This window comes from Hamadaea flava (genome assembly GCF_024172085.1).
GTDB classification, from domain to species: Bacteria; Actinomycetota; Actinomycetes; order Mycobacteriales; family Micromonosporaceae; genus Hamadaea; species Hamadaea flava.
Window position 1 is genome coordinate 1,217,652 of the sequence record NZ_JAMZDZ010000001.1, and the last position, 17,402, is coordinate 1,235,053.

The 17,402-nt window shown below is 70.7% G+C and carries 15 protein-coding genes and 1 pseudogene; 6 read left to right on the plus strand and 10 right to left on the minus strand.

Annotation, left to right across the window (positions count from 1 at the left end; genetic code table 11):
* Positions 1-5: 5 nt before the first annotated feature.
* Genes HDA40_RS05995 through HDA40_RS06005 form a run of 3 tightly spaced genes read right to left on the minus strand, consistent with a single transcriptional unit; the run spans position 6 to position 1,979 of the window.
* Positions 6-947 carry a cation diffusion facilitator family transporter gene (locus HDA40_RS05995; RefSeq protein ID WP_253752790.1) on the minus strand — a complete coding sequence of 314 codons (942 nt, stop codon included), beginning with the start codon at positions 945-947 and terminating at the stop codon, positions 6-8.
* Positions 944-1,405, minus strand: a complete 462-nt coding sequence (locus HDA40_RS06000) for a DUF6069 family protein (RefSeq protein ID WP_253752792.1) — start codon at positions 1,403-1,405, stop codon at positions 944-946. The genes HDA40_RS05995 and HDA40_RS06000 overlap by 4 nt, the downstream gene beginning before the upstream one ends.
* A 19-nt stretch (positions 1,406-1,424) precedes the next feature.
* Positions 1,425-1,979: an EF-hand domain-containing protein gene (locus tag HDA40_RS06005; RefSeq protein ID WP_253752794.1), complete on the minus strand. Its 555-nt coding sequence runs from the start codon at positions 1,977-1,979 to the stop codon at positions 1,425-1,427.
* Positions 1,980-2,411: 432 nt separating this feature from the next.
* Here HDA40_RS06005 and HDA40_RS06010 point away from each other — a divergent pair, with 432 nt between their 5' ends.
* From HDA40_RS06010 to HDA40_RS06030, 5 genes are all read left to right on the plus strand, one after another.
* Positions 2,412-4,190, plus strand: coding sequence for an AfsR/SARP family transcriptional regulator (locus tag HDA40_RS06010; RefSeq protein ID WP_253752796.1), 1,779 nt, complete (start codon positions 2,412-2,414; stop codon positions 4,188-4,190).
* A gap of 65 nt (positions 4,191-4,255) precedes the next feature.
* Positions 4,256-5,953 carry a non-ribosomal peptide synthetase gene (locus tag HDA40_RS06015; protein WP_253752798.1) on the plus strand — a complete coding sequence of 566 codons (1,698 nt, stop codon included), beginning with the start codon at positions 4,256-4,258 and terminating at the stop codon, positions 5,951-5,953.
* Entirely contained in the window at positions 5,950-7,269 is a 1,320-nt protein-coding gene (locus tag HDA40_RS06020) for a flavin monoamine oxidase family protein (RefSeq protein WP_253752800.1), read from the plus strand. Before HDA40_RS06015 ends, HDA40_RS06020 begins: the two co-directional genes overlap by 4 nt.
* A gap of 21 nt (positions 7,270-7,290) precedes the next feature.
* On the plus strand, positions 7,291-8,985 hold the full coding sequence (locus tag HDA40_RS06025) for a class I adenylate-forming enzyme family protein (RefSeq protein WP_253752802.1): 1,695 nt from the start codon (positions 7,291-7,293) through the stop codon (positions 8,983-8,985).
* A 43-nt stretch (positions 8,986-9,028) separates the two neighbouring features.
* Positions 9,029-9,814, plus strand: a complete 786-nt coding sequence (locus HDA40_RS06030) for a DUF3050 domain-containing protein (RefSeq protein WP_253752804.1) — start codon at positions 9,029-9,031, stop codon at positions 9,812-9,814.
* A 57-nt stretch (positions 9,815-9,871) separates the two neighbouring features.
* Here the strand turns inward: HDA40_RS06030 and HDA40_RS06035 are convergent, their stop codons facing one another.
* The 7 genes from HDA40_RS06035 to HDA40_RS06065 all read right to left on the minus strand — a co-directional run bounded on the left by HDA40_RS06035 (position 9,872) and on the right by HDA40_RS06065 (position 16,123).
* On the minus strand, positions 9,872-10,711 hold the full coding sequence (locus HDA40_RS06035) for an SDR family NAD(P)-dependent oxidoreductase (protein ID WP_253752806.1): 840 nt from the start codon (positions 10,709-10,711) through the stop codon (positions 9,872-9,874).
* Positions 10,711-12,006, minus strand: a complete 1,296-nt coding sequence (locus HDA40_RS06040) for an MFS transporter (protein ID WP_253752808.1) — start codon at positions 12,004-12,006, stop codon at positions 10,711-10,713. Before HDA40_RS06040 ends, HDA40_RS06035 begins: the two co-directional genes overlap by 1 nt.
* Positions 12,006-13,217, minus strand: a complete 1,212-nt coding sequence (locus HDA40_RS06045) for an AMP-binding protein (RefSeq protein ID WP_253752810.1) — start codon at positions 13,215-13,217, stop codon at positions 12,006-12,008. The genes HDA40_RS06040 and HDA40_RS06045 overlap by 1 nt, the downstream gene beginning before the upstream one ends.
* Positions 13,210-14,229 carry an ATP-grasp domain-containing protein gene (locus HDA40_RS06050; protein ID WP_253752812.1) on the minus strand — a complete coding sequence of 340 codons (1,020 nt, stop codon included), beginning with the start codon at positions 14,227-14,229 and terminating at the stop codon, positions 13,210-13,212. The genes HDA40_RS06045 and HDA40_RS06050 overlap by 8 nt, the downstream gene beginning before the upstream one ends.
* Positions 14,216-14,647 carry a hydroxyphenylacetyl-CoA thioesterase PaaI gene (gene paaI, locus HDA40_RS06055; RefSeq protein WP_253752814.1) on the minus strand — a complete coding sequence of 144 codons (432 nt, stop codon included), beginning with the start codon at positions 14,645-14,647 and terminating at the stop codon, positions 14,216-14,218. The genes HDA40_RS06050 and paaI overlap by 14 nt, the downstream gene beginning before the upstream one ends.
* 102 nt (positions 14,648-14,749) lie before the next feature.
* Positions 14,750-15,688, minus strand: coding sequence for a ribose-phosphate diphosphokinase (locus HDA40_RS06060; RefSeq protein ID WP_253752816.1), 939 nt, complete (start codon positions 15,686-15,688; stop codon positions 14,750-14,752).
* 9 nt (positions 15,689-15,697) lie between these two features.
* Positions 15,698-16,123, minus strand: a complete 426-nt coding sequence (locus HDA40_RS06065) for a helix-turn-helix domain-containing protein (RefSeq protein WP_253752818.1) — start codon at positions 16,121-16,123, stop codon at positions 15,698-15,700.
* A gap of 47 nt (positions 16,124-16,170) precedes the next feature.
* On the opposite strand from HDA40_RS06065, the pseudogene HDA40_RS06070 reads away from it, so the two are divergent.
* A pseudogene (locus tag HDA40_RS06070) lies at positions 16,171-17,304 on the plus strand (MFS transporter); the annotation flags it as partial.
* Positions 17,305-17,402 lie beyond the last annotated feature (98 nt).

Consider the following 17,402-nt stretch of genomic DNA (forward strand, 5'->3'; position numbering starts at 1 on the left):
GCCCCTCAGGGGGTGGGGGTGGGGTCCAGGTAGACGTGACGGATCACCGGATACTTCTCCCGCAAGCGGTTCGCCGCCGCGTCGGCGGCCGCCTCGATCTCGGCGCCCGTGGCCGTGTCGGACACGTCGACCTCGGCCGCCACCAGCACGCTGTCCGGGCCGAGGTACATGGCGTTGAGGGTCAGCACCCGCTGGATCACCGGATCCGCTTCCAGCTCTCGGCGTATCGCCTGTTGCCAGCGCGGCGAGGGTGCCTGACCGACGAGCAGGGACACGTTGGCGCGCGCGAGCGTGAGCGCCACGACGGCCAGGAGCAGCCCGATGGCGACCGAGGCCGCGCCGTCGTAGAACGTGTCGCCGGTGAACTCGGTCAGCAGCAGGCCGATCGCGGCCAGGCCGAGGCCGATCAGCGCGGCCGCATCCTCCAGTACTACCGCCTTGACCGAGGTGTCGGGCGTGAGCCGCAAGTACGCCAACGCCCGCAAGTGCAGCCGGCTCGCCGAACCGCGCACCTGGCGCACCGCCCGAATGAGCGAGGTCCCCTCCAGCACGAACGACACCGCGAGCACGATGTACGCGACGGTGTAGTCCCCCATCTCCTCGCCGTTGCGGATGGTGTGCAGCCCGTGCGTGACGGCGAATCCCGCACCCGCCACGAGGGTCGCCATCGACGCGAGGAAGGCCCAGAAGAATGTGGACTTCCCGTAGCCGAACGGGTGCTCGGCGTCGGCCTCCCGGTCGCCGCGGATGAGCGCGGTGAGCAGCAGCAGTTCGGTGACGGTGTCGGCGACCGAGTGCGCGGCCTCGGAGAGCATGCCGGCCGAGCCCGAGATGATCCCGGCGATCGCCTTGGCGACGGCGATGGCGAGGTTCGCCAGGCCCGCCACGATGACGGTGCCGACGCTCTCCCGCTGGGCCGGGGCGACGGAGTGGTCGGCCTCCGTCATGCCACCGGGTACGCCGGCGGCACGTTTCGCCCGGCGCTCGCGGCGGCGGTCGTGGAGAGCATGACGCCGATGGTCACCCCGACGATCAGGTTGACGGCGGCGGTGGCGAGCTGAACCTCGAACGGCGCGCTCTTGGTGAACGGCACGATCACCGCGATCGCCGTGAGGACGCCGATGATCCAGCCCAGGAAGAAGCGCGGGCGCGGCGTCGTGATCAGCAGGAGATGGGCCAGACCCGTCAGCAGCAAGGTGGCCGCCGCCCCGCCGAAGGCGTACCCGAGCATCGAGGGCAGGAAGACGCCACCGGAGAGGTCGACGCCCAGGACCGGGATGTCGAGGACTCCGCGCACGATCAGAAAGCAGGCGACCACCACGCCAGCGACCACGATCGCGGCGACAACGCCGCCGGTCCACAGTCGGCGCGGATCGACCAGCGGCCGTGCGTGATACACGGACATAGGCCCACGATAGCCGTGATCACGGTTCGATGCGGCCGAACAGGGCGTTGCCCGGCGCGGCCGGATCGCCGCTGGTGAAGAAGTCGACGTACGCGTTGGCGAACTGCGTCACCGACACCATGCCGTCGTGATCGGTGTCAAGCCGGGCGAACGCGGCGGCGCCCTGATCGGGATGCGCGCCGGAGAGCGCCTGCAGGCGGATGAAGGCGGGCTCGTAGAAGTCGCCTTCAGCGCCCGCCACGGCGGCCACGGCCTCGGCGCAGGTCCGCACGAGTTCCGCGAGAAGCCCGGGTTGCTCGGCTTCCCGGAGCCAGGCGTCGACGTACTGCCCCCGGCTGATCAGCCCGTCACGATCGGCGTCGAGCTGGGACAGCTCGCTCCACAGACGGGCGTACGCCCGGCGCAGCGCGACCGCGGTCGGCGCGTCCAGCGGCACGTCGAAGCCCGCGGCGATGCCCATGGCGAGATCGTCCAGCTCCCGTTCCCCGAGGTGGCCGTCGCCGTCCACATCGAGCAGGTCGAACCGGCGGTCCAGTTTGGCGGTCAACAGCCGCCGGCCCTCGGTCGTGAGCATCGCGCCCTCCCGGCGGCGAAAGCAGTCGTCGGGTACGACGCTAACCCGTCGGGGCGGCCGAACCGCCTTAAACCTGTAGATTCTCCTCGATCGTCTTCAGGCTGCGGCGGGCGGGCGCCAACCTGCCCACGGCGATTCCACGACGACGATCGGCAAGGCGGTGCTGACGGCGAGGCGCGTAGCCGCCTAGCACGCCCAGGAATCGCACGTCCCGTCCGTCATCGCGTCACGCCATTGACCAAGTCCATAGTCTCGGGTCTATAAAACCCTCTCCGTTCGACTGACGGCCCGTCCCCGCACGCGCGATCTACCGTGTTGGCGCGACAGGGTTGTCCGTCCGCTGTCCCACCGATGCATCGACATTGAGCACATCGATGCGGCCGACTATAGCCGCGATCCTTGTATCGAGTCACCGTTCGGTAGGGGTTTTGGATGTTGGAGATTTCTCTGCTCGGGCCGACCGAGGTCCGGGTTTCGGGAGTCAGCGTGTCGCTGTCGCCGCTGGAGCGGAACCTGCTCGCGGCGCTGGCCTTGGTCAAGGGAACGGTCGTCTCCACGGAGAGGATCATCGACTGCCTGTGGGACGATCGGCCGCCGGCCTCGCCTCGCTCGCGCGTGCAGGGGCTGGTCTCCTCGTTGCGCCGCAAGGTCGGTGAGGCTCTGGAGACACGCCATCCCGGTTACCTGCTCGTGGTCGAGGAGGTGCGGGTCGACCTCGACGAGTGCGAGGATCTGGCCCGGCGCGCCAGACAGGCCGCGACGCCCGACGCGCGGGCCGCGTGCCTGCGTCAGGCGCTGAGACAGTGGCGCGGCGCGCCGTTGGACGGGGTGACCGCGCCCGGCATCGAGTTCGACCGGGTACGCCTGACCGAGCTGCGTCTCGGATTGCTGGAGGAACGCTTCGACGCCGATCTGGAGCTGGGCCGGCACGCCGAGGTCGTCGCCGAGCTGACCGCCACCGTCTCCGCCCACCCACTGCGGGAACGGCTGGCCGGTCAGCTCATGCTCGCCCTCTATCGCAGCAACCGGCAGGCGGACGCGCTCAAGGCGTACCACTCCTTGCGGGAGCGGCTGGCCGACGAACTCGGCAGCGACCCGTGCGCGGATCTGCGCAATCTGCACGCCACGATCCTTCGGGGCGAGCCGCGCCGAACCGCCGAACCGGCGGTGGAGGCGGGCGAGCCGGGCCCCCGGCATCCCGCGCAGCTGCCGGGGAGCGTCGGGCATTTCACCGGCCGCGACAGCGAGCTGGCCGCGCTGACCCGTGCGATCAGCCGACCCGTCGACGAGCCGCGCGTGCTGATGGTGTCGGGCGCGGGCGGGATCGGCAAGACCGCCCTGGTCGTACGCTGGGCGCACAGCGTCGCCGACCGTTACCCCGACGGGCAGATCTTCGTGCGCCTGCACGGTGAGCGGGTCTCCACCCGCGACGCCTTGGGCTCGGCGCTGGGTGGGCTCGGGGTGCCCCAGCCGGACGTCCCCTCCACCGTGGACGAACGGGCGTCGCTGTACCGGACGCTGCTGAGTGGACGCCGGGTGCTGGTCGTGCTCGACGACGCCGGGGCGCTCGACCAGTTGCTGGCGTTCGTGCCGCCGACGACGGTCAGCCAGCTCGTCGCGACCAGCCGCCGCCGGTTCCTCGCACTCGCCGCACACCATGCCGTCCAGGCGCTTCGGGTCGAACCGATGACACCCCAGGCGACCGCCGATCTGCTCACCCGCATCGTGGGTGCGGACCGGATGCGCGAATCGGCCGCCGAACGCGTCGTGCACTGGTGCGGCGGCTGGCCGCTGACCACCCGGCTCGCCGGGACCAAACTCGCCGCCCGGCCGTGGCAGTCGCTGTCGTCGTTCGCCGACGAACTCGATGAGCACGGCGACCGGCTGCTCGACGACGATCCGCGCAGCGTACGCGCGGCGCTGGTCAGCGCGCACAAGACGCTCAGCCCGGCGGCGGCGTACCTGTTCGGGCGGCTCGGCCTGAACCCGTCGCCGTCGCTGAGCCTCGACGACGCGGGCGGGGCCGGCAGCTCGCTCCGTCGGGTGCGGCGATTACTCGACGAACTGATCTCGGCGCACCTCGTCGTGGAGACCGGTCCCGATCGCTTCCGCCTCTACGACGTGGTACGCCGCTTCGCCCGGCAATGTGGCGCTGAGTTGCTGCTCACCGACTCCGACGTGGAGCGCGTGGCGGATTCGTACCGGATCTGAAGTGAGTTCGCAGTGATCGCTGTGAAACTCCACTCCCACCAACGGCAGCGGTTTGAGGGTGGGATGTGGACACAGACGATCTCGGGGCGGCGTTCCGCCGGGCGGTCACGGCGCATGGCGCCCGGCCGGCGGTGGTGGCCGGGCCCCGCACACTGACGTACGCCGAGCTGGGGGTGCTGGCGCGGGAGACCGCCCAGCGCCTCGGGCCGTCGCCGGGGACGGTCGGCGTACTGGCCCGGCACGATCCCGGAACCGTCGTCGCGATGCTCGGCGTGTGGCTGGCCGGCGGCGCGTACTGCCCGATCGATCCGGCCTTCCCGACCGATCGCCGCGCGGCGCTTCTCGCCCACTGTTCCTTCCTACTGGACCCGGTTTCCGGACTCGTGGACCCGGTTTCCGGACTCGTGGACCCGGTTTCCCGACTCGTGGACCCGGTTTCCCGGCAGATCACGGATCTGGGTCGAATCTTGGCCCAAGATTCGACCCAGATCCCTGATCCGGTCGCTTCCGAGCCGGTGGACCGCGAGCCGGTGGCATACGTGCTGTTCACGTCGGGCTCGACGGGTACGCCGAAGGGCGTGCTGACCCCGCAGCGAGCGATCACCGCCGCCGTGCGGTCCTTGACGGAGCTGTTCGAGATCACCCCCGAAGATCGCGTACTGCAGTTCGCATCGCTCAACTGGGACACCTGTTTCGAGGAGATCCTCCCGACGCTCACCAGCGGTGCGGCCCTCGTCTTCCATCCCGACGCGCACTCCGGCTCGTTCCGGCGCTTCCTGCGGCTGCTGGAGACCGAGCGGATCACGGTGATCGACCTGCCGACGGCGTACTGGCACGAGCTGGTCAACCACCTGACCGAGGAGGAAGCCGCGCTGCCGGAGTGCGTACGCCTCGTGGTGATCGGCGGCGAGGCGGCCAGCCCCGCCCGGGTCGCCGACTGGTCGGGTCCCCGGACGAAGCACGCCCGGCTGCTCAACACCTACGGCTGCACCGAGACCACGCTGATCACGCACGCCGTGGACCTCGACGGGACCGACGGCGTGGTCCCGATCGGCCGGGCGCTCCCCCACGTCGTCGAGCGGGTCACCGAGGACGGCGAACTGGTCGTCGGCGGCCCATCTGTGGCGCTCGGATATCTCGGTGTGCAATCTGAACGCTTCGCCGGCGGCTTCTTCCACACCGGCGACCGGGTCAGCCGCCGGCCCGACGGCGTACTCGTCCACGAAGGACGGATCGACGACGAGATCAAGATCCGGGGCGTACGCGTCCATCCGGCCGAGGTCGAGGCGTACGTCGCCGCCCATCCCGCCGTCGCCGCCGTGGCCGTCGCAGGCGTACGCGTCGCCGACCACACCGCGCTGGTCGCGTACGTGGTGCCCCGGCCGGGTGCGGCGACCACGACGTTAGCCGCCGACGTCCTCGCCCACCTGCGAGGCACTGTTCCCAACCATCTCATCCCCAGCCGCGTCCAGGTCGTCCCGTCGCTCGCCCACACGGCCAGCGGCAAGGTCGACCGGCGGCGAACCAAGGAGGCCGCAGCCATGCCCGTCGACGGAGTGTCCCAGATCTTCGGCCGTGTCCTGGAGCGGCCCGAGGTCGCCGCCGACGCCGACTTCTTCGCCCTCGGCGGCGATTCCCTGCTCGCCACCCGCGTGCTCAGCGCGGTCGCCCGCGAGTACGGCGTGGAGCTGACCTTCGAGGACTTCCTGCTGGCTCCGTCGCCCGCCGCGCTGGCCGGGCGAATCGCGGGCGTGGCCCGATGACCGCCGCCCGGGTGGTGGTGATCGGCGCCGGGCTGGCCGGGTTGACCGCCGCCGACACGCTCCAGCAGCAAGGGGTCGACGTCACCGTCCTGGAGGCGCGCGACCGCGTCGGCGGGCGTACGCACGGAGTCGAGGTCGCGCCGGGCAGCTTCGCCGACGCCGGGGCGGCGTACCTGGGCGAACGACACACCAGCCTGCATCGGCTGCTCGGCCGGCTCGGCCTGAAGACGACGCCGACGACGACCGCCGGGGCGAGCCGGTTCGCCTTCCCGGATCTGTCCGAACAGTCCGGCCGCTTCCCGCCGCTCAACGCGGTCGCGTTGGGCGACCTGTTCGACCGCCTCGACGACCTGACCCGCCGCGTACGCCCGGAGCAACCGTGGGCGAGCCCGGACGCCGAGACGCTCGACGCCGAGACGGCCGCGGACTGGGCCGAGCGGAACCTGCGGCATCCCGACGCCCGCCGGTTCTTCCCGCTGTTCTTGGGCGAGATGATGGCCGCCGACCCGGCCGCGGTATCCGTCCTGCACATGGCCTTCTACCTGCGCTCCGGCGGTGGCCTGAACTACCTCAACGCGTTCGAGGGCGGCGCGCAGGCCGACCGGGTGGACGGCGGCGCGCACCAGATCTGCGTCCAGCTGGCCGCCGGGCTGGACGTGCGGCTCGGCACCTCCGTCGACGCCGTGCACCAGGGCCAGGACACCGTGACCGTCCACAGCGGCGATACTGCATGGGCCGCCGACGCCGTGATCGTGGCGATCCCGCCGCTTCTCGCGGACGCGATCGACTGGCAGCCGGGCCTGCCCGCGCCCCGCGCCGGTACGCGAACCGCGCCGGGCTCGGCGGTCAAGGTGCACCTGGTCTACCCGTCGCCGCTGTGGCGGGCGCACGGCTTGTCGGGCTGGTCGGTCAGCGAACGCGGGCCGCTGCTGTCGACCGTGGACGACTCGCCGGCGGACGGCTCGGTCGGGGTGCTGACCGGATTCGTCACCGGGGCCGAAGCCCACCGGTACGCCGCGCTCCCGTTCGCGGCGCAGCGGGCCGAGGCGACCGAGCAGGCCGCCGCGCTGTTCCCGCAGCTACCGGCGCCGATCGCCGTCCACGTCACGGACTGGGTCACCGACCCGCACAGCCGGGGCTGCTACGCCGCCCTCCTCGGACCGGGCGACTGGATCCGGAACGGCCCCCACCTGACCCGCCCGCACGGCCGCGTCCACTGGGCCGGCACCGAGACGAGCACGGAGTTCTTCGGGCTCATGGAAGGCGCGATCCGCTCCGGGCACCGGGCGGCCGCGGAAGTAATTCACCCCTATTGATCCCACCCTTGGAGGGTCGCGATGAGCGACAGTCCGATCGCCCCGCTCGCGGTGCGCGAGCAGTTCATGACCGAGCCCGGCCTCGGCGCCGGCAACTTCCTCGAGTACGCCGTCCGGCACAACCCGAACCGGGCGGTGCCGGTGGTGTACAGCCACACCACCGATCATCGCGGCGCGGTGGTCCTGCGCGGGCACAGCCTGCAGGACCTCGCCACCCTGCGCGACCGGTACGCCAAGTGGTACCACGCCAACGGCGTACGCCCCGGCGAGCCGGTCGGCATCGTGGTCGCCGAAGGACTGGAACCGTTGCTGCACTACCTGGCGTTGACCGCGCTCGGCGCGATTCCGGCCGCGATCAACGACGCGATGCGGCCGGACGTCATGATCCGGTACCTGAACCACGTCGGCGTGGTCGGCATCGTGGCCGACGACACCACCCGGCTGGCGACGGCGTACCGGGCGGATCCGCAGCGGCGGCCGCGCTTCCTCGCACTCGCCGCCGAGGTCGCCGCGTTCGACGCGGACTCCGTCGCGCTGCCGGAGGCGTACCCGTATCAGCACCAGCCCGACGACGTCTGCGCGTTGATCCACTCCTCCGGCACGACCGGCACGCCCAAGTCCACGACGCTGAGCCACCGCAGTTTCTGGGACGGCAAGCAGGACCGGATGACCCGGTTCCCGGCCGAGCCGTACGACCGGCTCATGTCGCTGATGCCGCACACGCACGCAGGCGGGCTCAGCTACTTCCTCACCGCCGTCCTGATCGGGCTGCCGACCGTGGTCATGGGCGACTGGCGGCGCGCCGCCGTCGAACCCGTGATGGAGGCGTTCCAGCCGACCATGCTGGCCTCGTTCCCGCGTACCTTCGTCGAACTGGCCACCGGTGAACTGCCGGTCAAGGGTGCGGCGAAGGTGCACTCGTGGTTCAACACCGGCGACTCCGCCCACTTCGGACACATCCGCCGCCTGGTGACCCTCGGCGAACGCCCGGCCGGGCTGATCAAGCCGTGGCTGCTGCCCAAGGAGGCGGCCGACGAGGCGGCGCTGCCCGGCTCGCAGTTCGTCGACGGGCTCGGCTCCTCGGAGATGGGGATGGCGCTGTTCGGCGGGCTGTGGACGCCGGAGACGCCCCGCAACGACCGCTGCGTCGGCAAGCCCCAGCCCGCCGTACGCCACGCCACGGTGCTCGACGACGACGGAGCCGAGCTGCCGGTCGGCACGGTCGGGCTGCTGGCCGTCCAGGCGCCCTCGATCACGCCCGGCTACTGGAAGAACGACCGGCTCACCGACAGCTTCCGGCTCAACGGCTATTGGCTGACCGGAGACGTCGCGCGGGTGGACGCCGACGGCAACTTCTATCACCTCGACCGCACGGTCGACGTCATCGACACCCTCGCCGGCCCGGTCTACAGCCTTGGGCTGGAGGAGGTGCTGCTCGCCGACTGCGCCGACGTGGTGCTCGACTGCTCGGTCGTCGGCGTGCCCGCACCCGAAGGCGGCCAGCGCCCGATCGCGGTGGTCCAGCTCCAGGCGGACGCGGACTCGACCGCCGAGGCCCTGCTGGAGAAGGCGAACAAGGAACTCACGGCAGCCGGGCTTCCGCCCCTGGCGGCCGTGCTCATCGCCGACCCGGCGGCCGGCTTCCCGCTCGGACCGACCGGCAAGGTGCTCAAGCGCGAGCTGCGTACGCGGCACGCCACATTGCTCACCGCATGATCCGCACGTCTCCCACCCCCTGACTGGTCAAGGAGGACCAACCATGTCTCGTTACGACTGGGGCGACACGCACCCCGGCATCGAACGACTGAAGGCCGCCATCACCCCCGCTCGCGACAAGGTGGTCGGCCACCCGCTCTACGCGGCGCTCGACAGCCACGCGGCCATCACCACCTTCATGACGCACCACGTGTACGCCGTGTGGGACTTCATGTCGCTGCTCAAGTCGCTCCAGCGGCAGCTCACCTGCGTCGACCTGCCCTGGGTGCCGACTGGCCCGACCGGCAGCCGCCGCCTCATCAACGACATCGTCCTCGTCGAGGAGAGCGACGAGCTGCAGGGCGGCTTCATCAGCCACTTCGAGCTCTACCTCGGCGGGATGTCCCAGTCCGGCGCCGACCGCACCGCCATCGACGCCTTCATCGAGCTGTTGCGCGACGGCAAGGACGTGCTCGACGCGCTGGAGGCGGCCGACGTGCCCGCCTCGTCGGCGGAGTTCGTGCGGACCACCTGGAAGTTCATCCAGGAGGCGCCGGTGCACTGCCAGGCCGCCGCGTTCGCGTTCGGCCGCGAGGACCTCATCCCCGACATGTTCGAGCAGGTCGTGAAGGTCAACGCGCACCAGGACGGCAAGCTGGACACCTTCGTGGACTACCTCGCCCGGCACATCGAGGTCGACGGGGAGGAGCACACCCCGATGGCCATGCAGATGCTCGCCGACCTGTGTGGCGACGACGACACCAAGTGGGCCGAGTGCGCCGAGACGGTGAACAACGCGCTCGCCGCCCGGGTCCGGCTCTGGACGGGAATCCTCGCCGCCATCAAGTAACGCACACCGAAACGGGCTCCGGCAGAACGCCGGAGCCCGTTTCCGTAGGCGGCAACGTCAGCGAAGCCAGGAGCCGGTGAGGTCGAGGATGCTGGCGCCGGACGGGTCGGCGAGCTTGCGAGCGACGTACCGCCGCGCGTACTCGCTGGTCTGGATCCGCAACGGAGGCCGCTCGCAGGTGAGGACGTCGAGCACGACCGATGCGACCTCCGCGGCCTCCTGAGCGCCTTCGATCGCCCCGCTCGCCACCCACCGGCGGTACGCCCGGAACGCCTCGGCGTAGCAGCCGGACCGGGCGAGCAGGGCGAGCGGATCCGCCCCGGCGCTGGCGACGAACGCCGTGTCGAGCACCGCGGCGGGTTCCACAAGGGACACCGCTACGCCGACCTCGGCGGCGACCGGGGCCAGCGCCTCCATGAAGCCTTCGACGGCGAACTTCGCGGCCGAGTAGCACTCGTTGAACGGCTGCCCGATCACGCCCCGGACGCTGCTGATGGTGACGAGCCGCCCCCGGGTGGTACGCAGATGCGGCATCGCCGCGCGGCTGACCGCGACGACGCCGAAGAAATTCACCTCCATGCTCTGCCGCAGGTCGTCGGGCGTACCGAGTTCGAGGGTCGGGGCGATGGCCGCGATCCCGGCGTTGTTGACGACGGCGTCCAGCCGGCCGTGCAGGGCGATGACGGATCGGACGCATTCGGTCACCGACTCGGGGTCGGTCACCTCCAGGCTGACCACGTCGACGCCGACGCCGGCCTGCTCGGCCGCTTCCCGCAGGGCGAGGTCGCCGTCGGGACGGCGGACGGTGGCGACGGTGGCGAACCCGGCCCGGGCGGCGGCGATGGCCGTGGCCAGGCCGATCCCGGAGGACGCCCCGGTGACGAGGACGGTCTTCATCAGGCGCTGGCCTCCACGGTGGAGCGCTGCGGCGGGGCGGCCGCCATCGGCGCGGCGGTCGACAGCAGGCGTTGCATGCCGCCGAGCGGCACGATCGAGGCGATGCCGATGACGGTCGCGGCGAGCATGGCGTACTTGGCCGCGTCGAGGACGCCGATCTGCGCGGCGAGCCGGGTGACCGCCCAGCCGCCGACGAAGGTGCTGATCGGGATGACGCCCCAGGTGATCGTCCGGTACGCCCCATGGATGATCGCCTGGTCGGCGACAGGCACCCGGGCTTGGCGTACGGCCGCGCTGTTGATGTTGTACCAGGCGAAGAAGAAGCCGTACGAGGTGAGCGTCGCCGCCAGCACGATCGCGCCGGGGAACCGGGGCACGAACAGCAGCCCGAGCCCGGAGGCGGAGTGCGCGACCATCGACAGGGCCAGCATCCGCCCTGAGCCGACCCGTCGGCTGACCTTCGGGGCGATCAGTGCGCCGAGGATCGAGCCGCAGGCGGCGACCGACATCACCGCACCGAAGACGCCGGCGCTCATGTGCAGCCCCTGGTACGCCAGCACGGGCATCTGGGTGACGAAGATCGGCCCGCCGATGTTGGCCAGAAGGGTGCCGGCCGTGCTCCGGCGCAGCACGGGATCGCTCCAGTTGCGCCGCATCCCGGTCACCGACCGGGCCAGGATCCGCTGATGCGGACGCTCCCGCTGGGCGAACGGGCGCATCGCCCGGATGGTGACCGCCGACGCCAGGTAAGTGGCCGCGTCCACCAGCAACGAGAACACCCCGAGTCCCTGGTAGAGGGCGCCGGCCAGGGCGGGTCCGCCCAGCTCCGACACCGTACGGCTGGCTTCCATGCGGGCGTTCGCGCGTACCAGCTCGCCTTTGTGGACGATCGTGGCGACCGCGGGCATGTAGCCGATGTTGAAGAAGACCGTGGCCGCGCTGACCACCGCGACGCAGCCGAACAGGAGCGGGACCGACAGCACCCCACGCCAGTACGCGACCGGGATCGCGGCGATGGCCGCGAACCGGATCAGGTCGCAGGCGATCAGCATGCGGCGCATGTCCCACCGGTCCGCCAGCGCGCCCGCGACCAGGCTGAGCAGCGGAATCGCGAGATACTGCGCGGTGCTGACCAGACCGACCTGGAACGCCGACGAGCCGAGCAGGAACACCATCGTCGCCGGGACGACGAACATGGTGACCCGGTCGCCGACGTAACTGACCGTCTGACCGGACCACAACAGGTGGAAGTCCCGGCTCAAGCGAGCCGGGACCTCGACGTCGGCGGCGGACATCAGGCTCGCACCACGAGATCGGAGATCTTTCCGGTGCGATCGTTGCCGATGAGCTTGTCGACGACGGCCACCTCCAGCGCATGCGGATTGCGCTGGAACACGATGCTCGGCCCGAACGCCGACCCGACGACGTGCTCCCGGACCCGGTCGGCCAGCCCGGCGGTCTCCGCCGCGGGCAGGACCAGCACCTCCAGCACCGGCCCGTTGTCCGTCTCGGTGACCATGAGCTGGGCGCGGGCGACGCCCGGCAGCGCGCCGAGGTCGCCGACGAAGTCCGCGACGTTGAGCAGATGTCCGCGGAACTTGATCAGCCCGTCCCGGCGGCCGAGCACCTGGACCGCCGCCCGGGGATCGCCACACGAGCACGTGACGATCCGCCCGGCGTCGCCGGTCCGGTAGCGCAGCACCGGGTTGAGCACCTCCGGGTTGAGGCAGGTGAAGTCGAGCAGGTCGTCCTCGCCGATGCCGACGAGCTGAGTAGGCAGCGGATGCCAGGTGTCGGCGGCGCACTCCGGCGTGTTCGTGCCGATCACCCAGGTCTCGGTGCTGCCGAACATGCCCCACCGGCGCGCGTTCGGCGCGACCACCGGCAGGTCCTCGTCCAGCTGCTTGTCCCAGCCCTCGCCGAGCCACAGCACCGACTTCAGATCCGGCAGCTTGATCCCGGCCTCGCGGGCGTGGCCGAAGACCAGGCGCAGGACGCTGGGCGTACCGCCGAACGAGGTGACCTTGCGCTGGGCGAAGAACTCCAGCCAGGGGGTGTACTCGTCCTTGGTCATCGCGCCGAGGTTCATCGCGACGCACCCGGCGTGGTCCACATAGGAGTTCACGAGGAAGTGCGCGCCCCACATCTTTCCCGCACTCCAGCCGTTGACGAACACGTCGTCGGGGCCGAGCGCCTTCCACTGGGCGTACACGTCGTGCATGTAGAGCCCGGTCGGGGCGTAACCGACCTGCGGCGATCCGGTGCTGCCGCCGCTCTGGAAGACCCACGTCGCGCCGCTCGCGGCGCGCGGCTGAAGCTGCCGCAGGGCGACCTGAAGGTCCTCCTTGAGCATCACCGGAACGCTCTCCAGCTGCTCCAGCGTCGCCACGCTGCTGACACCCCGGTAGCGGGACGCGAGCGGCTCCACCGACCGGAGCTGGGCGACCAGGTCCGCGATGCGGTCCTGGTGCGCGCCGGTCAGGCCGTCACTGACGAACTCAGGCATGGGTGACCTCCTTCAGCTTGTGGCCCAGCCACCTCGTGTGGCCACGCCGGTACGCGCGGAAGCGCGCCTCGATGATCGAGCGCTGCCGGCGGACCACCTGAGGCGAGTCGTGATCCGGGCAGACGATGGCGGCGTCCGGTTCGATCTCGGAGAACCAGAAGCGCTTCCCGTCGTGGAGGAAGTCGACCGCCAGGAACGGGATGGGCACCCGGTCGGCGAAGTACTCCATGGCATCGGCCAGTTCGGTCGGCAGCGGCACGTACTCCTGCCGGCCGCCACGGCCGTAGTTGGCGACATATGTGCCGCTCGCGGGCGTACGCCGGGCGACGGTGTGGGGCTTGCCGTCGATGAGGTAGACCCGGTAGTCGATGGTGTTCGCGCCGAGATAGGGCTGGAGGGCCAGCGTCGTCTCACCGCCCTGCGCCAGCGACAGCAGCCCGCGTAGATCCTCCAGGTTGTGGGCCATGCAGATGCCCCAGCCCGCACACCAGCCCGTGGGCTTGACGATCACCGGAAAGGTCAGGTTCGCCAAAGCCGCCTCGTGGAAGCCGTGCCCCAGATCGCGTCCGGTGCCGATGCGAACGGTGGGAATCGGCGGGATCGGCGAATCCTTGAGATGCATCAGCGTCGCCAGCTTGTCGTTGACCGTCGCCGACAGCCACGGCGGCGACGGCAGGTAGAACCCGGAGTTCTCCAGAACGGCGTAGAGGGCGTACTGGTTGAAGACGTCCATCGCCTGATACGGCAGCGAGTACAACGACGTCACGAACAGCGTGTCGGCCGGCGTCACCGGCTCCCCCGCCACGAACACGCGAAGGTTGCCCGGGTCCGTCCCGTCGACCGCGACGTCGTCCGGCGGATGCGACTCCCAGCTCAGCCCCAACTCGGCGGCGACCTCGGCGTACGCGTCCCAGAACGCCCGGTGCCACTTGGGCGTCGCCCGGGTCGACTCCCGATCCGGGAACAGCCACACCATCCGGCGCAGCGTGCCTTGCTCGTCATGCAGTTCCATCCTCGTCCCCTCTGTCCCTCTCGGACGGCTGTCGGGGTACTACGGGCAGTTGGATGCTCTGCCCGCGGAACTCGGCGACTACCGGTCCACCGAGGCGGCGAACCGTGCAGTCGTAGACCCCCGTACGCCCCTGCCGGGCCCGCTCGACCGCCTCGGCCTCCAGCACGTCGTCCGCGTACGCCGGAAGCAGGAACGTGATCTGGGCGTGCTGCGCCAACGCCACCGGTCCGTGGCTGTTGGCGGCGTACGCGAAGGCGGCGTCGGCGAGCAGGAAGATGTATCCGCCATGGACCACGCCTTGGCGGTTGAGCATGTCGCCCGTGGTGCCGAGACGGAGCCGGGCGTGCCCGGTCCCCAGCTCGATCAGCTCGACACCGAGCGACCGGCCGACCGGGTCCAAAACGTCGGTACGCGACATCGAGCCTCCCCACACCACGTCTCACACGGGTGCGGGGAGTCTCACCGGGAGCGCTACGGATTCACTGCGAATCCGCTACGAAAGCGCAAGAATCCGCATGGGTCAGCCGAACAGGACGCTGACCGACTCGCCGTTGTGGATGCGGCGCATCGCCTCGGCGAGCGCGGGCGCGACGGAGATGACGGTCAGCTTCGGGATGCGCTTCTCCTTCGAGATCGGCACCGTGTTGGTGCAGACGATCTCCTCCACCCCAGGCTCCTCGGCCAGCCGGTCGACGGCGCCCGCCGTGAACAGACCGTGCGTGCAGGCGATCCGGATAGTCCGGACGCCCCGCTGCCGCAGGTGCTTGAGCAGCTCGATGGTCGTGGTGCCCCGGGCGATCTCGTCGTCGAGGACGATCACGTCCCGGTCGGCGACCTCGCCGATGATGGCGCTGATCTCCACCCGATCGTCGCTGAAGCGCTGCTTCGCGCCCGTCGCGACTGGTACGCCCAACAGCCGGGCGAACGCCGCCGCCTCCTTGGCGTTGCCGAGGTCGGGCGAGACCACGACGGTGTTGCTCAGGTCGTAGCCCTGGAAGTGCCGGGCCAACTCCCGAAGGGCGTGCAGATGATCCACCGGCACGCTGAAGAAGCCGTGCACCTGCGGAGAGTGCAACGCCATGGCGAGTACGCGGCTCGCCCCGGCCGCGACGAGCAGGTCCGCCACGAGCCGTCCCCCGATGGAGATCCGCGGCGCGTCCTTCTTGTCCGACCGCGCGTACGCGTAATGCGGGATGACCGCCGTGATCCGGCTCGCCGAGGCGCCCCGGGCGGCGTCGATCATCATCAGCAGTTCGACGAGGTGATCCTGGGTCGGCGGGACGAGTGGCTGGATGAGGAAGACGTCGCGTTCGCGGACGTTCGCCTGCAACTGCACTTCGAGACAGTCGTTGGCGAACCGGGCGAGGCGGGACGGCAGCAGCGGCACTTCGAGTTGATCACAGATCTCCTCGGCCAGCTCGGGATGGGCACTTCCGGAAAAGACCGCGATGTCGCGCACGAGGCCAGCCTAACCGGCGGGCGTACCCCGGTTGAGCAGGACCACCGTGTCGAGGACGCGATGCCAGTCGAGGTCGCTCAGCGGCCGCCCGGCGAGCGCGCCAAGCCCCGCCATCGCGCTCAACAGCCGCTCCCGGGCGGCCGGCGGCAGCTGTCGCGCCTCGGCCCGGAACCGCGGCCCCTGAGCGAACTCGACCAGCGACGACGGCAGCCCAGGGCCGCCCTCATGTTCGTCCTCGACCAGGTCGATTCGAAGCTTCGTCCCCAAGGCCGAGGCCAGCGACGCGATCGCCGACAGCGTCGGGTTACCCCGGCCGTTCTCCAGGTTCGCGATATACGGCACGGACAACCCGGCGTCGGCGGCGACTGACGCGATCGTCCGCCCACCAGCCGCCCGCCGGGCTCGCAGTCGCCCGCCCAGCTCTTCTATCTCCACAAGACATATCTTGCCACAGACTGTCTTGTGAGAATACCCTCCCGGTTATGCGACCGCTCCTCACGCGGCACCCCGGCTTCCGTCTCCTATGGACCTCAGCCACCGTCTCCGCGCTCGGCTCCTGGCTGCTCACCATCGCCGTGCCCGTCCAGGTCTACCGCCTCACCGGCCAGGCGAGCGCGACGGGCCTCGCCCTAGCCCTGGAAGCGGCACCCGCCGTCCTGCTCGCCCCCTGGGCCGGCGTCCTCGCCGACCGCTTCGACCGCCGGCGCCTGCTCGTGGCGGCCCACCTCGCCGCCGCCCTCGCCGTCCTGACGATGCTGCTCCCCGGCGGAACGACCCCGATCTACATCGGACTCCTCCTGGAGACGTCGGTCGTCGCCTTCCTCCAGCCCGCGATCCGCGCCCTCACCCCGCAGGTCGTCCCGGCGGACGCCGACCTGATCGCGGCGACCGCCACGACCTCCGTCACCCAGTCCGTCCTGCGCCTGGCCGCGCCCATGCTGGGCACCGCATTGCTGACCCAGGGCGCGTTCGGCCACGTCGTCCTGCTCGACGCCGCCAGCTATCTCGTCGCCGCCGCGCTACTCGCCCGCCTGCGAGTCAGGTCCGCATCGCCTGCCGTCTCCGGCCCGGTCGGCCTTCGCACTGGTCTCGCCTACCTTGCTCGTACGCCATTGCTGCGGGGCTTGGCGGTGACGACGTGGGCGTACTGGACGGCGAACGCCGCCCTCACGGCATTGCTCATCCCGTTCCTCGCCGAACTGCTCGGTGAACCACCCCAGACGTTGGGCCTCCTCGTCACCGGCCTCGGCCTCGGCTACCTCCTCGGCTCAGCGCTCTCCGGCCGGCTGCTCCCCCGCTACTCCACGCGTACGCTGCTGACGTCCTCTTATCTGGTGGTCGGGGTGTGCTTCCTCATCCTCTTCACCGCACCGAACCTGCCGATCGCGCTCGCTGCCATCACCGCGGCGGGAATACCAGGCGCGATCGCCGTGACGGCCACCCACTACCGGCTCCAAGCAGCAACCCCCGACGCCGTACGCGGCCGGGTCCTCGCGGCGTTCTACGCCACCGACTCCCTGGCGGCCCTGACCGGAGCACTCCTCGGCCCGCTCGTCGTCACTTGGACGGGGCTGTCCGGCGCGCTGACGATCTTCAGCGTCGCGGTGCTCCTGACCACCCTCCTCGCCGCAATCACCCTGCCGGGCGCGGGTCGTCGCGGAGGCGGCTGTAGAGGTAGCCGTCGTGCCATGCGCCGGCCCGGAACTCGCACGCG